This is a genomic window from Dietzia sp. SYD-A1 (assembly GCF_015356725.1).
Lineage (GTDB): Bacteria > Actinomycetota > Actinomycetes > Mycobacteriales > Mycobacteriaceae > Dietzia.
This window is the reverse complement of record NZ_JADDKI010000350.1, coordinates 1-19,520: the sequence shown is the minus strand read 5'-3', so window position 1 is coordinate 19,520 and position 19,520 is coordinate 1. Positions and strand designations below refer to the sequence as shown.

Below are 19,520 nucleotides of genomic sequence, written 5' to 3'. Positions count from 1 at the left end.
GGGCGCGCGAGCTCAGGCGGCGCGGCCGAGGATCAGCTGAGGCGCTCGAGCACCATCGCCATGCCCTGGCCACCGCCGACGCACATGGTCTCCACGCCAAACTGCTTGTCCGCCGCCTGCAGGTTGTTGATGAGCGAGGCGGTGATGCGGGCGCCGGTCATGCCGAACGGGTGGCCCAGCGCGATCGCGCCACCGTTGATGTTCAGCTTGTCCTCGTCGATCCCGAGCTCGCGGGCGGAGCCGAGCACCTGGACCGCGAACGCCTCGTTGATCTCGAACAGATCGATGTCGGAGATCGACTTGCCTGCGATCCGCAGCGCGTTCTTGACGGCCTCGACCGGGCCCAGACCCATGATCTCGGGGGACAGGCCCGAGACGCCGGTGGACACCACGCGCGCGAGCGGGGTGAGGCCGAGCTCCTTGGCCTTGGTGTCGCTCATGATGACGAGTGCGGCGGCGCCGTCGTTGAGCGGGCAGCAGTTGCCGGCGGCGATGGTGCCGTCGGGGCGGAACACCGGCTTGAGCTGCGAGATCTTCTCGTAGGTGGTGCCGGGCCGCGGGCCGTCGTCGGTGGAGACCACGGTGCCGTCGGGCATGGTGACCGGGGTGATCTCGTTGGCGAAGTGGCCGTTCTCGACGGCGGCGACCGCGCGGTTCTGCGACCGCACGCCCCAGTGGTCCTGCTCCTCGCGGGTGATGCCGGTAATCTGCGCGACGTTCTCCGCCGTCTGGCCCATGGGGATGTAGACGTCGGGCAACTGGTTGTTCTCACGCGGATCGGTCCACGTGGGGGCGCCGCCCTCGGCGCGGGTGCCGGTCAGGGCCTCGGCGTCGGCGAAGATCGGGTTGTGGGTGTCCGGCCAGTGGTCGGAGGTGCCCTTGGCGAAGTTGGTCACGGTCTCGACACCGGCGGAGATGAACACGTCGCCCTCGCCGGCCTTGATCGCGTGCAGCGCCATGCGGGTGGTCTGCAGCGAGGAGGAGCAGTAGCGGTTGACCGTGGTGCCGGGGACGGTGTCCAGGCCGGCGAGCACGGAGACGACGCGGCCCATGTTGAAGCCCTGCTCGCCGCCCGGCAGGCCACAGCCCAGCATGAGATCGTCGATCTGGGTGGGATCGAGCGACGGCACCTTGTCCAGCGCGGCCTTGACCATCTGGGCGGTGAGGTCATCGGAGCGGATGCCCACGAGGGACCCCTTGTTGGCGCGCCCGATGGGGGAGCGGGCGTACGAGACGATCACGGCTTCCGGCATGGAAAGCTCCTTCGTTGCAGTTGAGTGCTATGTGTGGTCGGTCGGGTGACCGGGGTCCGACTGGTCCCGCGAGGGGCGGGCCAGGCGCAGGATCCGGCTCCGGCGGCGGAGGGTGTCCGCAGCCTCGCGGGCATCGCCAGTGCTCTCTGGGTCGCCGTCCACGTCCTCATTATGCAGGTACGTGTTCTCGTCGGCGTCGTCCGCGTCCTCGTGGGTCCGGACGAAGTCGGTCAGGCGCTTGGTCAGCCTGGCCACGACCGACTCGCGCTGTGTGTGGTCCGGGTCGAGTGCGTCCGACGCGGCGGCGGTCTCCGCGTCGTCGGCGGCGCTCTCCGCGGCCTCCAGCGACTCGGCGGCCTCGTCGGCGTCGTGGGGTACCTGCTCCTCCGGGACCTCGTCCCACACCCCGAGCGCCACGCACACGGCGGGCAGCAGCAGCCCGGCGGCGAGTTCGTAGCCGGCGGAGTTGGGGTGGAAGCGGTCGGGCGAGAACAGGCTCTCACCGCGTTTGTGGAACTCCGGGGCCAGCGCCTCGGCCAGCGAGACTGGCACCCCGCCCGCCCGGCGGACCTGGACCGCCTGAGCCGCGGCCAGGCGCCGGCTGAGGGTGGCCATGACCGATCGCAATGGTTGCGGGACGGGCTTGATGGTCCCGAGGTCGGGGCAGGTGCCCACCACCACGTGGGACCCGCCCCCTCGCAGCGCCTCGACGGCCTCACCCACCCGTCGCGCCGACGGGCCGATCGCGTTGCGGGCCGTGATGTCGTTGCCGCCGATAAGGATCACCGAGATGTCGGGATCGCCGTGTGCGATCTGCATGGCCTCGACCTGGCCCGCGAGACCTTTGGAGGTGGCACCGACGATCGCCTTGATACTCAACCGCACGTTCCACCCCGCCTCCTCCGCCAAGCCGCGGGCGAGGAGGACGCCGGGCAGCTCGCCGGGGGAATCCGCGCCCAGGCCGGCCGCGAGCGAGTCGCCGAAGATCACCATGTGGACATCGCACGTCATGCCGGGGCGCCACGGCTCGGCGGTGACGGCCCCGGGGCGATAGAGGCCGTCGCCGTCGAAGGGGCGGGAGGTGGGTTTGGGGATCACCCGCCGGGCGGTTCTGGCCTGCTGGGCCAGGAGTTCGTACGCGCCCCGGTAGGCGCCGACCGTGCCCACGGCCACCAGAGCGAGGTTGACGACTATCTTGCGCGCCGGATCATCTGCGTCGGTCATCTGGCGTGGCGTCTCCCTCCGGTGCGGTGGCGTGCGGTGCCGCGTGCCGCGAGCTCGCGGGCCTGCTGTGACAGTTCGACGATAGTCCTGCGCGCCTCGGCGGGCCCCATCGAGAGATCGACCGGGTACTCGACGATCGAGATATCGGTGTGCACTATGCGCCGCGGTTGCGGTGCGTCGTCGCGGCGCTGGGCCGGATAGACCAGGAAGGCACGGTCCACCCCGAGTGCGGTGCAGGCCGCGAGCAGGCGGTAGTGCTCGGCGGCGCGGGCCCGGCGGTCGGTGGGATACGTGGGGACGAAGGTGGTGACGGGTCGGCCCTCGACCTCGTATACCAGCCCGGTCCGCACCGAGATGTGGTCGCCTTCCGACTCGGGAGCGCTGTGGCGACCACGCCCATCGGCGGAGGCCTCTCCGGATCCGCCCTCGACCCCGGAGCGCCCCTCCGGCGTGCTCTCCTCGATCCCGGAGTCGAGGTGGACGACCGGGTTGTGCAGCACCCGGCCCCCACAGCCGTCGAGGGCCGCGGTCAGTTCGGCCTCGACGAAACGCTCGAACAGCTCCGGCATCTCGGTGACGAACGCGGCCGACGCCGCGTGACCGTCCTCCACCTCGACGGAGATGCGGCGCACGATCCGGTCGGCCAGGGCGAGCGCGTTCTGGAACCGGGCGTTGAGACGGGTCCGCGTCCAGGCGGGGACCGGGGCGCCCTGGCCGATGAGCGTGGCGTCCGCGAGCCGCGCGTCCACCATCGCCAACCGTCGCCGGGTGGCGTCGGGCAGGTCGGGCAGGAACTGCAGACGGTGCGCGGCCGTGCGCAGGATGCGGTTCTCGGCGATGTCCGGGGTGAACTCCGAGTAGGTGACCTCCAGGGGGATGGTCATTCCCGGGTGGCGGCGGATCTGGTCCCCCAGGCGGATCCGTCCGCGCACGGTGGTCAGTGCCTCGTCGACCCTGCGGTACCCGCGCAGCAGCCCCGACGACAGGGCCTGATGCGCCAACGCGGCCATGGATTCGGCCACGGAGACCCACAGCTCGTCGTCGTCCCTCGCCTGGACGGCGGACGGGAGGAACGCCGACTCGGCCGCGTGGTCGAGCAGGAAGAACAACTGCGTCAGGCCGAGGTTGGCCGCGGGCAGGACCCTGACGGCCAGGCCCTCGACGCGGACCGAGCCGACGCTGCCGCACGGGATCAGCCGCCAGGTGTCGCGGCCGGCGGGCAGTACCTCGACCAACCCGGTCTGCGACAGGTGCTGAGCGCCCTCCCAGCTCAGGGTGACGAGCCGGCCGCGTCTGTCGAACTCGTCGAACTCGATGGTCTCCGACGCCGCGGAGCCCGCCGAGGGGGAGGTCACGCCCGGCCGATCTTCCGACGCAGTGTGGCGAGCCCGAAGCGCTCGTGGACCTCGGCTCGCGACAGGCGCCCGTAGTAGTGCTCCTCGAGCAGCGGGAGCAGGTCGTACCGCCAGATCGCCTCGAGCCCGCCCGGGTCGGTGGCCCGGTCCTTCATGAAGTACGACGGACCGATGCGCAGGTCGCGGTCCGAGTCGTCGATCTCCGAGTTGAGCGCCTCCAGCAGTTCGGCGGGCTCGGTGGTCTCGCCGCGGGCCTCGAGGTGCCGCCGCAGCACCCCCGCGACGGGCGGGGTGTCCGGGTGGAGTTCCATGAACGCGAACCGCCGCCGGATGGCCGCGTCGACCATGGCGATCGACCGGTCGGCGGTGTTCATGGTGCCGATGATGAACAGGTTGCGCGGCAGCCGGAACGAGGTGTCGGGACTGTACTGGGGCAGGACCGTGCGGTCGCGGTACTCGAGCAGGAAGTACATCTCGCCGAACACCCGCGCCAGGTCGGCCCGGTTCATCTCGTCGATGATGAGGAAACTCGGGTGCTCCCGGCCGGAATCCGACGTCGCGCGCGCGGCCTGGCGGCGCAGCGGGCCGGCCTGAAGGGCGAAGCCGGGCTGGCCCGATTCGGTGAGGGTGGGACGGTAGCCCTCGAAGAAGTCCTCGTAGGCGTAGCTGGGGTGGAACTGGACGAGCTGCACGCGGCTCGGGTCGTCGGCGCCGGCGAGGAAGCGGGCGAGTTCCTGCGCGAGGTAGGTCTTGCCGGTGCCGGGGGGCCCGTAGAAGACGATCTGTTGCCGCTCCTGCAGGGTGTCCACGATCTCCTGCAGCTCCCTGCGCGGCATGTGCAGGCTGTCGGCGAGCTCGTCGGTGATGTCGGGGAGGGTGGGAACCGTTCCCGCGCCCGGGGCCTCGGCCACCTGGGACTCGGCGGAGTGCCGGCCTGGGTGCATGGCGGCGAGCAGGGCGTCCAGGCCGTCGGTGAGGTCCACGACCGTGCCGGGCTCCCCGATCAACTCGGAGAGCGGGCTGGGGAGGGTGTCCAGGTCGAGCGTGACCGAGTGCCACCTCACCGAGCGCTCGAGTTGCTGGCCACCGTCGTCGACGTAGCCCAGGTCGTCGGTGAGGGTGCCCAGGTGCAGTTTGGCGTCGGCGACCGTGGCCACCACGTCCTGGGGGCTCATCCGGGACAGGAAGGTGTGCAGCTCGGCCGTGAGCTGGAACCGCGCCTGGTAGTCCAGGTGCGGATAGCCCTGCTCGACGGCCTGGGACACCTCGAGCCGACTGGCGTGCGCGGGGATGCGGGGCAGGTGTGAGGCGGGCAGCGCGATCCGGTTCTGCGCGACCCACTGCCCGGCCTGGCCGACGCCGCCACGTCCGGGCCGGACCAGCCACGCGCGGCGGGAGTGGTCGTCGCGGTGGCGCTGCCACTGGTTGGCGATCGCGCCGCGGTACCAGTCGACGGGTTGCCCGAGTTGGGCGGTGAGGGTCTCGGCGATGCGGTGCAGGTCCTGGTCGATGTCCAGCTCGTCGATCCCGGACGGGCCGCCGATCAGTTCGGCGAAGGCGTCGCGGATCCGCGTCTTGTGCTCGTGCTTGACGACCGGCTGGAAGTACCCGGGCCAGGCGAGGTACTGCAGGCTGTAGCGGATGGCCCGCCAGTCCCCGGGCGTCGAGCGGGCGGCGCGCTGGAACTCCCACGGGTCCGTGAGCGCCGCGTCCCGCTCGGCCGACTCCAACTCGGCCCAGTGGACGATGAACGTACACAACCACCGCAGGTGTTCGCGCATCTGGACGTTGAACCCCAGGCCACCGGTCAACGGGCCCTTCTCGCCCAGCGCCTCGTCGAGCGCCTCGGGGATCGTCGGCGCGTCGTCCACCCAGGACAGGACGTCCCGGATCCGCCCCCGCTTGAGGCGCGCGGTGACCGTGGACAGGGGCAGCTGCTGGATGTACAGGAGCTCGGCGGCCAGCAGCACCACCGGACGCGGGGCGCCCTCCAACTGGTCGTGGAGCGCCTGCATCACGGGGGAGCGGGTGGAGCCCCCGGAGTCCTCGTCGGTGTGCTCGTCGGCGTCACCGTCCAGGCGCCGGACCAGCTCCTCCGCGACCTCGGGCGTCCAGGTGTAGAGCTCGTCGTCGAACGGTGACTGCCCGGTGCGCAGCGCCGGTCCCAGGACCTGCTCGGCCGCCGCCTCGATCTTCGGTGCGGGGCCCAGAGGCCTGTCATGGGAACCGTCTGTCACGTGGGACTCCTGCTACGCCGGCGCGGGAACGGGCTGGTCGACCCGGGCCCGATGGACGTCAAGAACCTACCACCGGGCCCGTCGTGGCCGGTCAGCTCTGGTACGGCTCCGCGGTCACGATCGTCACGGAGACGGACTTGCCGTTGGGGGTCGTGTACTCGCGGCTCTCGCCGACCTTCGCGCCCAGGATCGCGCGGCCCAGGGGGGAGTCGGGGGAGTAGATCTCGAGGTCGTCCTTGCCCGAGCCCTCACCGCGGGTGCCCACGAGGAACGTCTCCTTGGTGTCCTCGTCCCCGTTGTAGTACGCGCGGACGACGGAGCCCACCAGCGCGACGCCGGTCTCCGTGGGGGTCTCGCCGACCTGGGCGGTGGCCAGCAGATCGTCGAGCTGCCGGATCCGGGCCTCCTCCTGGCCCTGCTGCTCGCGTGCGGCGTGGTACCCGGCGTTCTCCTTGAGGTCGCCCTCCTCGCGTCGCTCGTTGATCTCGGCCGCGATGACCGGACGGTTGGCGATCAGCGCCTCCTTCTCGGCCATGAGGCGGTCGTACGAATCCTGGGTCAACCAGTAGCCCTGGGTGTCGTTCGCCATGAGAGCGCACTCCAATCTGTTCGTGTGTGTGCTGCTGTACGAAAAACACGGCCCCGCGAAAGGAGCCGTGCTGATAGGACGATGCTAACACAGCGGTGACCTGCTGCGGGGCCGGAGAAGCCCTACCTGCGCAGGTAGTCCGGGATGTCGTCGCCGCAGCCGTAGGCGTCGGCCACGAACGCGCGGGCCGAGGTCGCGATGGACATGTCGACCTGGATCGCGCTGTTCGCGGACGGGGGCACGTAGACCTCCCGCCGGCCGACCTCGCCCTTGGTCTGGTCCTGGGCGCGGACGATGCAGTACGCGGCCGTCCCGGGCTCGTCGCGGGTGACGGTCATCACCACGTCGGTCCGACCGTCGTCGACGACCGTCACGCCGATCACCTCGGCGGAGATCGTGGGGGTGGAGCTGAGCCGGTACCCGGCGACGGCGCCGGCCACCACGAGGGCTCCCACGAGCAGGACCAGGAATCCCGCGACCACCTTGCCCGTCACGCCGGATCCGGTGTCGTCGTACCGCCCGGCCGGCGGGGTCCCTGCCGCCTGCGGCGCCACGTCCGACCTCGGCTCACTCATGGTCCCCAGGGTATCCGGGGGCGGTGGGCGGGCCTCCCCGGGGGCACCGGTGCCCGGTGTGTCCATAGAATGGCCCCTCACGATCAGAATGGGTCATCCCCGATCCCCGAGCTCTGAAGAACGGCAGGTGCGACGATGGCCGGTCTCCGGCTGATGGCGGTGCACGCCCACCCCGACGACGAGGCGTCCAAGGGCTCCGCGACCATGGCCAAGTACGTGGCCCAGGGCGTGACCGTGCTGGTGGAGACGTGCACCGGCGGGGAACGGGGCAGCATCCTCAACCCTGCGATGGACCGCCCCGACGTGGTGGCCGACCTCGTTCGAGTGCGACGCCGGGAGATGGCCCGCGCGGCCGACATCCTGGGCGTCGAGCACCACTGGCTGGGCTACGAGGACTCGGGTCTGCCCGAGGGTGACCCGTTGCCGCCGTTGCCTCCCGGATGTTTCGCCCTTGCCGACGACGACGAGGTCACCCGCTCCCTGGTCGCCCGGATCCGGGAGTTCCGCCCGCACGTGATGATCACCTACGACGAGAACGGCGGGTACCCGCACCCGGATCACCTCAAGGTGCACGCGGCGTCGATGGCCGCCTACGAGGCCGCCGCGGACCCCGCCCGCTATCCGGGGACCGGCGAGCCGTGGGCGGTGGCCAAGGTCTACTACACGCACGGTTTCCCCAAGAGCCGTCTGGAACTGCTCGACGAGGAGTTGTTCGCGCGCGACGGCGTCCGGCACTTCGCCGAGTTCCTCTCCCGCTGGGGAGACCGTCCCGACATCATGGAGCGGGTGACCACCCGGGTGGAGTGCGCCGACTACTTCGAGCAACGCAATTCCGCGCTGTTGGCCCACGCCACGCAGATCGACCCCAACGGCTGGTTCTTCGCGGCCCCGGTCGAGATGCAGCAGCGGGTGTGGCCCACCGAGGAGTTCGAACTCGCGGCAAGCCGGGTGGCCATACCGGCGCGAGCTGAGGGAGAATACGAGTCAGACCTGTTCGAGGGCGTCGACCCGTACGTCCCGCTGCCGGTCGGACCGAGCACAGCGAAGGACCCGCGATGATCACTCTGGGACCGGACGTCCAGATCCTGGCGCACCAGGCGGTGATGGTCTTCGCACAGCACCAGTCGCCGGGCACCCCGGGGTACAACGACCACCCGATGGGGCCGGAGTTCGGCAAGGCCTCGCCGATCGGGATCCCGGTGGTCCTGCTGCTGCTGGTGGCCACCGTGCTGCTGATCCGCAACATGAACAAGCACATCAAGAACCTGCCCGAGACCTTCGACACCGATCATCCCGAGCCCGACCAGCTGGCCGACGAGGGCACGGACCGGGCGGGCGTCGAGGGGGGCGCACCCGCCGACCCTCGCTGATCGTCCCTGCGGCCTACCGCCTCTGAGAGCAGAGAGTGGGTGTACGGCTCGGCCGGATCCCAGATCACGAGCCCGGGCGCCCGGTAGGGTCATGAGCCGTGTCCGCGCCCCCCGCACTTCGTGTTTCCGTCTGCCTCCTGCTCGCCGTCGCCCTCGCCGCCCCGACCCCGGCCGGTGCCCAGACCGTCATAGACGGACCCAGACTCGGGGTCGCGCAGGTGCTCCGGTTTCCTGATCGGAGCGCCGAGGTCGCGGTCCCGATCCCCGTCCCCGAGGGTCTGAGTCCCCGGACGATGAGCACGACGGTGCAGCTCCCGGTGGACCTCGACCGGGGGCATCTCGAGGCGTGGTCAGGTGGCCTGCTACTGGCCCGGGAGGAGCTGAGATCGGACGCCGAGTCCGAGCGTCTCACCATTCCGCTCGATCGCGGGCGGGTGCTCAACGGCGTACTGAACCTCACCCTGCGGACCGTCCTGCACTCCCGCGGGGAGGCCTGTCCGGACTGGGGCGACCGGTCTCTGGAGCTGCGTGACACCGAGGTGGACTTCGCCGGCGAGCCCGAGGCGCCCCGGGTGCTGGCCGACTTCGTCCCCCCGGTCCTGGAACGCGTGGAGATCTACCTCCCGGACGAGCCGACCCACGCCGAGTCGGAGGCCGCTGCCGAGTTGGCGCTCCTCGCGTCATCGAGGTTCGGGCGGACGGGTCTGGAGATCGAGGTGCTCCCTGCGTCGGGGTCCAGGGCTCCGGATGCCCCGCCCTTCACCCGACGGGCGGAGATCCGTGAAGCCGACGAGTCCCGGATCGACCTGACCGACGACGCCGTCCCCACCGTGGTGGTCACAGGCGACTCCGCCGCCCTGGGGCGCCAGATGCGGTCGGTGACGAGCGACCTGTGGTCGCTGGCGGTCACGGGCTCGGCCACACTGGACTCGCCGACCCCGGCGCCCCGCGCGCTGGTGACCGAGGCGACCCTCGACGAACTCGGACCGGGTTCGCGGTCCGCGCGGTCGGTGGGGTCGGTCTCGGCCAGCTTCGGGCTCGACCAGACCAGCCTCGGGCAGGTGACCGGGGACGTGACCGTAGATCTGGTCGGGTCCTATTCGCCGCCACCGTCCGACCGCAGCGGGCTGATCGTGGTGTCGGCCGGTCAGACCGTGCTGGAGTCGTGGACCGCCGATCAGTCCGGGATCATCGACCGCACGGTGACCGTTCCCGCCGGTGCGCTGAACCGGTACACCGACATCACGGTCTCCCTCCAGACCTCCGGCGCGGGCGCGGCCTGTGGAGTCCTGCAACCGTTGACCCTGATCATCGACGGAGCGACCCGGGTCCGTCTGTCCGAACCCGCCTCACCGGCACCGGCCGGGTTCGGGTCCCTCCCGCAGGCGCTCCTACCCCGTCTGCAGGTGGCCACCGGCAGCGGATCGCTGGAGGACACCGCGCGGGCCGTGCGGATCCTCGCCGAACTACAGGCGCTGTCCGCCACGCCGCTGCTGCCCGAATGGGTGAGCCCGGAGACCCTCCTGGACGGCAACGTCCCCGGATTACTGGTGACGTCCGGGTCCGCCCCGTCCGATGTCGACCTGCCCCTGACTCTGACCGGCGGTCGCACACTGGAGGTGGTGGGAGCACAGGACGATCAGCCCGCGACGTTGCGGTTCTACGAGGACGTCGACTTCGCGTCGATGCAGGTGGTCCAGGACGGTGACCGAGCGCTCCTGGTGGCCTCGTCCAGTTCGGGTTCGGCGGAGCTCGACCGCACGCTGGAGTGGTTGGACGACGAGCCGGGTCGATGGTCGATGTTGGCCGGCAACGTCCTGTTCACCGCGCCGGACAGGGAGCCGATCGAACTGTCCACGGTCGAGGCGATCGATGGGGACGCGAGTCAGGAGGAGGAGGGAACCGACGGTGTCCGCACCGCCCTGCTCGTCGGTCTGGTGATCACGCTGGCGGGGGCGGCGGTCGCCGGGCTCGTCTGGGCGGCCTCTCGTCGCCGTCGGGTCCGCCCGCGGCGGTGAAACCCGCCCAGGCTCTCCCCGGGGCTCTCGGCGAGGGAGCGGATCACGTCGCGAGGTGGGCGCTGCTCGTCGTGCTCGCCGCCGCCGGGTTCTGGCGGACGTGGGCGAGGATCGCAGGGGAGGTGACGGCAGGCTCCGGAAGCGAGGTGTTCCTCGCCGCCCCCGTCGGCGCCGTGCTCACCGCCGTGGCCTTGCACCTGAGGCGGCGCCCGGAGTTGCCGATCCACGACCGGCAGAGCGACAAGATCGCGGGGACGATCGTCCTGGCCATCGCGCTGATGATCGAGTGGCTCGTGCTGCCCCGGTACACGGAGACCTATGTGCTGTTGCACCTGGACTTCATCGCCGCCTGGATGTTCCTCCTGGGTGGATCGGTGTTCTTCTTCGGGACGCGCCGCACCTTCCGGTACTGGCCGTCCTGGCTGCTCCTCACCGTCGCGACTCCGGGTGCGTTGCGCCTGGCGGTGTTCGCCTTGGGTGGAGGCTGGGGGGCGGAGGCGGTGGTCATGGTGCTGGTGGTGTCCGTGGGGCCGCTGGCGATCCTCGGGCCGCCGGCACTCCGCCGCCTCCGCGGGGCCGGTGCGGCGGAGGACCGGCGGTCGGGTGGTTCACCCCTGCCCTCGTTGGTGGTCTCTCCACGTGAGGCCTGGCGCAGCGCACCTCTGGTGATCGTCGTGGCCGTGCTCCTCTCCCTCGCGCCGCTGCCGGCGGGGATCGATGAACGACTGTCCCCGGGGCCCGGTGCCCTGAACGGGGCAGGTCAGATCCTCCCCGCGGGATGGGAGGAGGTCGACAGGATCGACTACCCGTGGGCCGAGCGGATGTTCGGGCCGTCAGCCACTCTGGAGCGTCAGATGATCAGGGCGACGCGCGTCCGGGCCGACTGGGACGAGCTCCTGCGCCCCAGGGTGGCGGCGGTGCAGACGTTGACCGTCGGTGATCCGGGGGTTCTCGAGGTGTTCCCGTTGGAGATGATGTTCGATCTCAGTTCGGCACGGATCAGTCCGCCCCGGCCGGTACCACTCAACCGGGGCGTCTCCGCGCGGTACCGGACGGTGATCGACGACGAGAACCTCCTCACCTGGAGCGTGATGTCGTTCGTCTGGACACGGGCGGGGGACAGGATCCAACGTGTCACGCTCATCACCGTGGACAACCACGAGTTCGACGCCGAGTTCCCGCCGGCCGTTCCCGGCTCGCGGTCGTTCTCGCGCCTGCTCAGCCTGGCGCTGCGCGGAGCGGGTGCGGTCACCGACACCAATTCGCAGGAGAAGGATCTCGATATGCTGACCGAGCTCGCGACCGACCTCGTGGAGGCGCAGTGGACGGACGGGTAGATCCGGAGCCGGCGACCCCCGAGACCGCCGACCCGGACGACTTTCGCAGCGAGGCGGCCCTCCACGACGCCGTGCACGGATTGTTCGAACGCGACCCGTCCGCCTCGGCGGCGGTGCCGTTCGTGCCGTGGCAGAAGTGGGCAGGACTCACCGGGGTCGCCGTGGTGGTCCTCGCCCTGGTCGTGGCCACCACCCCGACCCTCATCGCGTTGACGGCGGTGAGTACCGCCGTCTACCTCATCACGCTCGCCGACCGGCTCCTCCTCCTCGGCCGCGGGCTGGCGCGGGAGTCGATCCTGCACGTGGAGGACGACCGCGCCCTGGCCGTGCCGGACTCCGACCTGCCCACGTACTCGGTGCTGGTGCCCGCCTACAACGAGCCGGAGGTGATCGGCGACCTCATCGACGCCGTGAGCTCCATCGACTACCCGGCCGACAAGCTGGAGGTGTTGTTGCTGCTCGAGGCCGACGACGACGTGACGATCGACGCGGCGGAGGCCGCCGGTCTGGGCGAGGTGTGCCGGATCCTGCGGATCCCCCCGGCCGATCCCCGCACCAAGCCCAAGGCGTGCAACTACGCGTTGCACTACGCCACCGGGGAGATCATCACGATCTTCGACGCCGAGGACCGCCCCGATCCCCTCCAACTCCGGCGCGTGGCGGTGGCCTTCGCCGATCTCGACGACGAGGTGGTGTGCGTCCAGGCCAAGCTCGCGTTCCACAACGGGTCGCAGAACATGCTCACGGCGTGGTTCACCGCCGACTACGCGCTGTGGTTCAACTTCCTCCTACCCGGTCTGATGAAGTCCAGCTCGCCCATCCCGCTGGGGGGCACGTCGAACCACATCAAGGCCGACGTGCTGTCCGAGATCGGCGCGTGGGATCCGTACAACGTCACCGAGGACGCCGACCTGGGTGTGCGGATCGCCGCCCGCGGACACCGGACGGCCGTGCTGGACTCCACCACCCTGGAGGAGGCCAACCCTGACCCGATCAACTGGATAAGGCAGCGTTCTCGCTGGTACAAGGGGTACCTGCAGACCTGGCTGGTGCACATGCGTCATCCGGTCACGCTGTGGCGCACCCTCGGCACGGTGAGCATGTTCCGCTTCACGACCCTGCTGGCCGGGACCCCCGTGATCGCCTGCCTCAACATGGTGTTCTGGCTCGTGACCCTGTCCTGGATACTCGGCCAACCGGCCGTCATCGAGCAGGTCTTCCCCGCCTACGTGTACTTCCCCGCGTTGATCTGCCTGGTGCTCGGCAACTCGACGATCCTCTACTCGAACTTCATCGCCTGCCGGGAGACCGGCAACGCGGCGCTGTGGTGGGCGTGTCTGACGGTCCCGCTCTACTGGGTGCTCATGTCGATCGCCGCGATCAAGGGGACCTATCAGCTCTTCGCCAACCCCTCCTACTGGGAGAAGACCGTGCACGGGTTGGCGTCATGACGCGGGTCGGCGTCATGAATCGACCGCTGGTCGGCATCACGCTGGGACCGGCCTCGTGAGATCCCGTCCCGTCGCCGTCTTCTGCGCGTTCACGCTGCTGTACCTGGCGGTGGGGCTCTACCTCTCCCTCGGTGCCAACTACCTGCAGGGCGACGCGTTGAGTCGCGTGGCCGACACGCGGGCCGCGCTGCTGTCCAGAGACCCGCATCTGGCGGCCATCGGCTTCATCTTCACCCCGCTCACCGCGCTCGCCCAGCTCCCGCTCGTCAGTCTGTCCGGGTGGTTCCCGGGTCTCACCAGATGGAGCCTGACCGCGGTGGCGGTGAGCGCGCCGGCGATGGCGGCCGCGGTCACCCAGATCCACGCACTCGCGGGGGAACGCCCGTGCCCGGCCTGGTTCACCTGGGGGGTCACCCTGGTCTTCGGATTGCATCCGATGATCGTGTACTACGGGGCGAACGGCATGAGCGAGGCCCTGTTCGTCTTCTTCGTGGTGTGGGCCGTGCGCCGCCTCGTCCGGTGGATGACCACGGACGACGTCCACGATCTGATGGTGGCCGGCTTCGCGCTGGGGATGTCCTACCTGGCCCGCTACGACGCACTGGCCGCCTCGGGCGCTGCAACCCTCGTCGTCGTGGTGGTGTCATACCGGCGCAGCCGCAGGACCGAGACGGCGATCCTCGACGGCGTGATCCTCGCCGCGCCCACCGCACTGGCGTTCCTCGTGTGGGCGGCGACCAGCTGGCTGGTGACCGGCAGTGCGCTCGCGCAGTTCTCCTCGCGCTACGGCAACGCCGCGATCCTCGAGCAGTCCGGAGGGGGTTCCACCGGGGGGCTGTCGGCCCTCGGGTTCTCGGCGGCCGAGATCGTCGCGCTCGCCCCGGCACTCGGTGTGGTCCTGCTGGTGTGCGTGGTGCTGTCGGTGCGCCGCCGAGATCCTGAACCGCTGGCCGCGGTGGTCCTCGTGGCGGTGCTGGGCTTCGCGGTGTTCACCTACCTGCGCGGCATGACGTTCCCGTTCCTGCGGTTCTACATCAGCGCCATCCCCCTGCTCGTGGTCCTGGCGGTGTTCTGCGTCCCGCGCGGGGGTGTCATGACCACCCGGCGGCCCGGCCCCCGGGCGACCGCGAGAACACAGGACCAGCACGCGGGCGGGCGCCTCGTCGCGACGGGAATGCTCATCCTGCTCGCGGCGGGAGTCCCGTTGAGTGCAGTGGCCATGGCCTCTCCGACACTGTCCCAGGAGCAGCACGCCCTGCACGCCGTGATCCTGCCCGAGTCGGGAGACAGGCCCCCTGAACTCAGGTTGCAACAGGAGGCCATCGTCGCCTCGTTCGACACCGAACGCCGGCTCGCCGACTATCTGGACTCCCTCGGACTCCCCGAGGGGGCGGTCATCATGGACACGGTCCACGGCTTCCCGATCATCGCCTCCACCACCAGGCCCGAACAGTTCGTCATCCCCTCGGATCGCGACTTCGTCGAGATCCTCAACGACCCGGCGGCCAACGGTGTCCAGTTCCTGCTGACGGTGCCCGCCGAGGGTCGTGGCACCTCCGACGCGCTCAACCTCCGCTATCCGACCGTCCACGAGAACGGGGCCCAGCTCGGCAGCCTGGAGTTCGAGGTGGTCAACTCCGGTAGCGACCGCCCGACCTGGAGACTGTGGCGGGTGTACGAGTAGTCCGCGGCGCGCCGCGCACCGGCTGGAAAGGGCCGCGCGGACGGCCGGAACCGCGCCGGACACCGTCGCCGGGATCCGGTGGTGGTCCGGGAACCGTCGACTATTGTCAGCTCATGAAGAACTCTGCCATCGTCGGGGTGCTGGTGCTCGTCCTGACGCTGGCCTGCGCGGCGCCGCCGGATTCACGATCGCAGGCGCAGCCACATCGCGCGACGGTCTCCGGGGGAGAGCTCCACCTCGACGGCCAACCCTGGTGGCCGACCGGCCTCAACGCCTATCAGTTGGCGACGGACTGGAGCGTCAACCGGGGATGCGGCGCGATGGTCGACCTCGACGCGTACTTCGGTTCACTTCCGGACGGTGCCGCCACGCGATTCAACGTCTTTCAACAGCTCGCCGTGAACAAGTTCACCGGGGCCCTGGACTTCGCCCCGATCGACGCGGTCTTCGCCGCCGCGGAGCGCCACGATCAGATGGTGATCCCGGTCCTCGTGGGCCAGGACGGCGCCTGCGAGGACGAGCAGTACAAGGACCGCGACTGGTACCTGGACGGCTGGGAACAACCCACGGCGATGCCACTGAGCTACCGAGACTGGGTCACGACCGCGGTCGAACGGTGGTCGGGCTCGCCGGTGATCGCGGCCTGGGAGCCGATCGGCGAGCCCGAGACCGCGGTATGCGGAACGGCCGACTGCCACTGGCAGTACCGGACCTGCCCGGCGGACTCCGCGCAGGTTCTGCGTGAGTGGACCGACGAGGTCGGGCAGCTGATCCGGGACCGCGACCCCGGCCGACTCATCACCGCCGGCCTCCTGGGCGGGGACCAGTGCGGGCTGGTGGCCGATGGGTACAGACTCATCGCCGAATCCCCGTACGTCGACGTGCTCCAGTATCACGACTACGACAACGCGGGATTCTTGCCACTGCGCCTCGCGCAGACCGACAAGCCGCTGGTGGTCACCGAGCTCGGGATCGCTGCGGGGTCCTGCCTGGCCCTCGAGGATCGTGCGGTCCTCATCGGGGAGCGCATCGACGACTACGAGGCAATGGGTGCGGCAGGGGCCATGCTGTGGGCGTTCGTCCCGGACCCCAGGCCGGGCGAGTGCACGTACGACATCGGCCCGGAGGACCCCATCAGGGCGCTACCCCAGATCGCACGGAACTAGCTCGTCCGCCCCGGGTCAGGTCGCCCCACCGAGCAGATCGCCCATCGGGACGAAGTCGCCGAACTCGTCGTCGTCGTTCCTCCGGCCCCGGCCCGCATCCGAACGGGTCGGCGCCACCGCACCGGGGGCGACACCGGCGAACCGCAGCATGTAGTCGGCCAGTTCCGTGCCGACGCGCTGCGCGCGCGTGGACAGCGACTCGCCCTCGCCACCCGGGGCGACCGCCCCGAAATCCTCGGACGCCGCGAACACCGAGGTCGGCACCACGTCGGCCTTGAGATAGGCGAACATCGGTCGCAGTGCGAAGTCGATCGCCAGCGAGTGCCGGACGGTGCCACCGGTCGCCCCCAACGCCACCGGGACGCCCGCCAGCGTTCCGGGGTCGATGACGTCGAAGAAGGACTTGAAGAGGCCCGAGAACGACTGGTTGTAGGTAGGCGTCACCGCGATCACCCCGTCCGCTCGGCCGATCTCCTCGAGGGCCGCGCGCAAGGTGTCACCGGGGAACCGGGTGAGCGTGGCGTCGACGACCTCGTGGGCGAGCCCCCGGACCTCAAGAACCGCCACGTCGACGTCCTGACCGTGACGCGTCAGGGCCTCACGGGTGGCCGAGGTCAGCCGGTCGGCCAGCATCCTGGTACTCGACGGCACCGAGGTGCCAGCCGAGACCACGACCAGCCGCAGCGGGCGGGCGTCGGGCGAGTGAGTGGGGGTCACTTGCTGCTCCTTCCGGCCGGTGCCTGCGCGAGACGGGACTCGGTGCGACGGGCGCGCGCCAGGGACTGCTCTTGCGCGCGCTGTCCGCCCTCGACCGTCAGGCCGGTCCAGTTGTCCCCGGTGCCGAACCGGTAGGCGTCCGAGTAGGCGGGCTCGCCCTCGGCGGCCAGTGCGGCGTCGCGTGCTGCGACCCGGGCTGCGTGGGTCGGTCCGTCCGGCACGTGGGCCGGCCGCTTCGCGTCGAGTTCCCGGCGCAGGACCGGCACGATCTCGGTGCCGAGGATCTCGATCTGCTCCATGACGGTCTTGCGGGGCAGTCCGGCGTGATCGATGAGGAACATCTGGCGTTGGTAGTCGCCGACGTGCTCGCGCATGGTCAGGTAGCGGTCGATGACCTGCTGCGGGGAGCCCACGGTCAGCGGGGTCTGGGCGGTGAAGTCCTCGAGCGACGGGCCGTGGCCGTACACCGGTGCGTTGTCGAAGTAGGGGCGGAACTCGTCCACGGCGTCCTGGCTGTTGGGGCGTGCGAAGAACTGACCGCCCAGGCCCACGATCGCCTGATCCGCGGAACCGTGGCCATAGTGCTCGTAGCGGCGGCGGTAGAGCTCGACCATCTGCTTGGTGTGGCTGATCGGCCAGAAGATGTTGTTGTGGAAGAACCCGTCACCGTAGTAGGCGGCCTGCTCCGCGATCTGCGGCGAGCGTATCGACCCGTGCCAGACGAAGGGTGCGACCCCGTCGAGGGGGCGCGGGGTGGAGGTGAACTGCTGGAGGGCGGTCCGGAACTTGCCCTCCCACTCCACCACGTCCTCGTGCCACAGGCGGTGGAGCAACTCGTAGTTCTCTATCGCCAGCGGCAGTCCCTGCCGGATGTCCTGGCCGAACCACGGGTAGACCGGTCCGGTGTTGCCACGCCCCATCGTCAGGTCGACCCGGCCCCCGGCCAGGTGCTGGAGCATGGCGTAATCCTCGGCGATCTTCACCGGGTCATTGGTGGTGATGAGCGTCGTGGCGGTGGACAGGATGATGTCCGAGGTCTGCCCCGCGATGTAGCCGAGGGTGGTGGTGGGGGAGGACGTTACGAAGGGCGGGTTGTGGTGCTCTCCCAGCGCGAAGACGTCCAGGCCCACCTGCTCGGCCTGAATCGCGTACTCGACTATCGCTTCGAGGCGCTCGTGCTCGGTGGCCACCTGCCCGGTGTGCGGGTCAGGGGTGATGTCGGCGATGGAGAAGATCCCGAACTGCATGATCGCGAGCCTTTCAGTCTGTTGGGGCGTTCCCTCTGGTTGATGAGTTCCATCCTAACTTGCTGACATGTCAAACAACAGGGGGGTGCCGAGTATTCCGTATCACTCGCGGGGCTTGACGAATCGCGCGTTCCGCCACGAGGTGGGGCGTCGGGGTGTGAGGATTCGACGACTGTCAACAGGAGGCGCCGTGACCGAGTGGATCGTTCGAAGGTGGGTCCGTTTCGGCCACGACAGGCTCTACGCCGCGACCCCGGGCGGAACCGACCTGGGATACCTCGATCTCGCCACCGGCCGCTACCACTCCGACGACCTCAGCAACCTGCCGCTGTTGCGCAAGGCGATCGAGGACCACATGGGCGCCCGGCGGCACGGCGGGTCGGTACGAGAGCCGAACCGGCAACCTCAGGGGAACGCTTCGCCGACGGCGTCTCCAGCCGGGACCCCGGTGGCGCCACCGACGCTCCCGACACCGCTTTCCCCGACACCGCTGGCACAGTCGCCGGGGCCGGTCGCGGCGACTGCCCCGGTTCCGCCTCCGGCCACAGCGCCGCCCCTGACCACAGCGCCGTCAACCCGATCCGGGCTGAGGTGGCACGATCTTTCGGACACTCGTGCGGGGGCGGCCGCCCGCGAGCGGGCACTCGCCGAACGGGAGGCGCAGGGGATGGTGCGCCACATGTTCGCCCGGGTCTTCGATGCGAAGACGGACGAGCGCGCGTGGCGCATCGGTGCGGATGGTGAGCAGGCGGTCGGTGATCAGCTGGCCGCACTGGATGCTCGGTGGAGAATCCTGCACGCCGTGCGCGTGGGGGAGCGGGGTGCCGATATCGACCACGTGGTGATCGGACCGGGCGGCGTGTTCACCGTGAACTCCAAGAATCACCCCAAAGCCTCGATCTGGGTGGGCGGCGACACCTTCATGGTCAATGGCAGTCGGGTTCCGTACATCCGCAACAGTCGGCATGAGGCGAGGCGCGCATCCCGTCTGCTGGCGGAGCATGTCGGCTTCCCGGTGCCGGTCACCGGGGTGATCGCGGTGGTGGGAGCGCGCCGGGGATTCACCGTGAAGAACCAGCCGATAGATGGCGCTGTGACGGTGGTGACCAGGCGCGGCATCAGGCGATATCTCACATCGCAGCCGCAGCGACTGGGATTGCGCGAGATCGACGCGATCCACGAGGTCGCCAGACGATCCACGACATGGCATCGCTGAACCCGAGCAGGACCCTGTCAGGCGGGGTGGGGGCGGTGGGCGCCGGGTGGGTTGGTGAGGTGTCCGTCGTCGGTGATGAGG

The 19,520-nt window shown here is 70.0% G+C and carries 16 protein-coding genes; 8 read left to right on the top strand and 8 right to left on the bottom strand.

Translation table 11 applies throughout. The features are described from left to right. Positions 1-32: 32 nt before the first annotated feature. From IY392_RS13535 to IY392_RS13510, 6 genes are all read right to left on the bottom strand, one after another. A complete protein-coding gene (locus IY392_RS13535) occupies positions 33-1,253 on the bottom strand; it encodes an acetyl-CoA C-acetyltransferase (RefSeq protein WP_182613130.1) in 1,221 nt (406 codons plus the stop codon). A gap of 27 nt (positions 1,254-1,280) precedes the next feature. Next, positions 1,281-2,477, bottom strand: a complete 1,197-nt coding sequence (locus IY392_RS13530; protein ID WP_107756858.1) for an SGNH/GDSL hydrolase family protein — start codon at positions 2,475-2,477, stop codon at positions 1,281-1,283. Further along, the gene (locus IY392_RS13525; protein ID WP_194861491.1) at positions 2,474-3,832 is read right to left on the bottom strand and encodes an McrC family protein; all 1,359 of its coding nucleotides are present in this window, start codon (positions 3,830-3,832) and stop codon (positions 2,474-2,476) included. The genes IY392_RS13530 and IY392_RS13525 overlap by 4 nt, the downstream gene beginning before the upstream one ends. Next, positions 3,829-6,069 (bottom strand): AAA family ATPase, encoded by a 2,241-nt coding sequence (locus IY392_RS13520; protein WP_194861490.1) that lies wholly within the window; start codon positions 6,067-6,069, stop codon positions 3,829-3,831. The genes IY392_RS13525 and IY392_RS13520 overlap by 4 nt, the downstream gene beginning before the upstream one ends. 91 nt (positions 6,070-6,160) lie before the next feature. Then, positions 6,161-6,658 carry a transcription elongation factor GreA gene (gene greA, locus IY392_RS13515; RefSeq protein WP_017835774.1) on the bottom strand — a complete coding sequence of 166 codons (498 nt, stop codon included), beginning with the start codon at positions 6,656-6,658 and terminating at the stop codon, positions 6,161-6,163. Positions 6,659-6,780: 122 nt separating this feature from the next. After that, on the bottom strand, positions 6,781-7,233 hold the full coding sequence (locus IY392_RS13510) for a DUF4307 domain-containing protein (RefSeq protein WP_194861489.1): 453 nt from the start codon (positions 7,231-7,233) through the stop codon (positions 6,781-6,783). 135 nt (positions 7,234-7,368) lie between these two features. Between IY392_RS13510 and mca the strand changes: the two genes are divergently transcribed. From mca to IY392_RS13475, 7 genes are all read left to right on the top strand, one after another. Next, entirely contained in the window at positions 7,369-8,292 is a 924-nt protein-coding gene (gene mca / locus IY392_RS13505) for a mycothiol conjugate amidase Mca (RefSeq protein WP_194861488.1), read from the top strand. 44 nt (positions 8,293-8,336) lie between these two features. Beyond that, a complete protein-coding gene (locus IY392_RS13500) occupies positions 8,337-8,603 on the top strand; it encodes a hypothetical protein (RefSeq protein WP_107758150.1) in 267 nt (88 codons plus the stop codon). Positions 8,604-8,701: 98 nt separating this feature from the next. Then, a complete protein-coding gene (locus tag IY392_RS13495; RefSeq protein WP_194861487.1) occupies positions 8,702-10,621 on the top strand; it encodes a hypothetical protein in 1,920 nt (639 codons plus the stop codon). Beyond that, positions 10,618-11,958, top strand: coding sequence for a hypothetical protein (locus tag IY392_RS13490; protein WP_182613825.1), 1,341 nt, complete (start codon positions 10,618-10,620; stop codon positions 11,956-11,958). Before IY392_RS13495 ends, IY392_RS13490 begins: the two co-directional genes overlap by 4 nt. After that, complete coding sequence (locus IY392_RS13485) at positions 11,943-13,409, top strand: glycosyltransferase (RefSeq protein WP_194861486.1); 1,467 nt, start codon at positions 11,943-11,945, stop codon at positions 13,407-13,409. Before IY392_RS13490 ends, IY392_RS13485 begins: the two co-directional genes overlap by 16 nt. A gap of 55 nt (positions 13,410-13,464) precedes the next feature. Continuing rightward, positions 13,465-15,093 (top strand): glycosyltransferase family 39 protein, encoded by a 1,629-nt coding sequence (locus IY392_RS13480; protein ID WP_194861485.1) that lies wholly within the window; start codon positions 13,465-13,467, stop codon positions 15,091-15,093. A gap of 113 nt (positions 15,094-15,206) precedes the next feature. Beyond that, on the top strand, positions 15,207-16,259 hold the full coding sequence (locus IY392_RS13475; protein WP_107756852.1) for a beta-mannosidase: 1,053 nt from the start codon (positions 15,207-15,209) through the stop codon (positions 16,257-16,259). Between the two features lie 15 nt (positions 16,260-16,274). Here IY392_RS13475 and IY392_RS13470 read toward each other — a convergent pair whose 3' ends face one another. Continuing rightward, a complete protein-coding gene (locus IY392_RS13470; RefSeq protein ID WP_107756851.1) occupies positions 16,275-16,976 on the bottom strand; it encodes a CE1759 family FMN reductase in 702 nt (233 codons plus the stop codon). Then, positions 16,973-18,223, bottom strand: a complete 1,251-nt coding sequence (locus tag IY392_RS13465) for an LLM class flavin-dependent oxidoreductase (RefSeq protein ID WP_107756850.1) — start codon at positions 18,221-18,223, stop codon at positions 16,973-16,975. The genes IY392_RS13470 and IY392_RS13465 overlap by 4 nt, the downstream gene beginning before the upstream one ends. A gap of 190 nt (positions 18,224-18,413) precedes the next feature. On the opposite strand from IY392_RS13465, the gene IY392_RS19615 reads away from it, so the two are divergent. Further along, positions 18,414-19,439, top strand: a complete 1,026-nt coding sequence (locus tag IY392_RS19615) for a nuclease-related domain-containing protein (protein ID WP_309230362.1) — start codon at positions 18,414-18,416, stop codon at positions 19,437-19,439. Positions 19,440-19,520: the final 81 nt, after the last annotated feature.

Excerpts from the sequence above, each read along its gene's own strand:
- IY392_RS13535 (WP_182613130.1), bottom strand. The coding sequence starts at position 1,253 with ATGCCGGAAGCCGTGATCGTCTCGTACGCCCGCTCCCCCATCGGGCGC.
- IY392_RS13530 (WP_107756858.1), bottom strand. The coding sequence starts at position 2,477 with ATGACCGACGCAGATGATCCGGCGCGCAAGATAGTCGTCAACCTCGCT.
- greA (WP_017835774.1), bottom strand. The coding sequence starts at position 6,658 with ATGGCGAACGACACCCAGGGCTACTGGTTGACCCAGGATTCGTACGAC.
- IY392_RS13510 (WP_194861489.1), bottom strand. The coding sequence starts at position 7,233 with ATGAGTGAGCCGAGGTCGGACGTGGCGCCGCAGGCGGCAGGGACCCCG.
- mca (WP_194861488.1), top strand. The coding sequence starts at position 7,369 with ATGGCCGGTCTCCGGCTGATGGCGGTGCACGCCCACCCCGACGACGAG.
- IY392_RS13500 (WP_107758150.1), top strand. The coding sequence starts at position 8,337 with ATGGTCTTCGCACAGCACCAGTCGCCGGGCACCCCGGGGTACAACGAC.
- IY392_RS13475 (WP_107756852.1), top strand. The coding sequence starts at position 15,207 with ATGAAGAACTCTGCCATCGTCGGGGTGCTGGTGCTCGTCCTGACGCTG.
- IY392_RS13465 (WP_107756850.1), bottom strand. The coding sequence starts at position 18,223 with ATGCAGTTCGGGATCTTCTCCATCGCCGACATCACCCCTGACCCGCAC.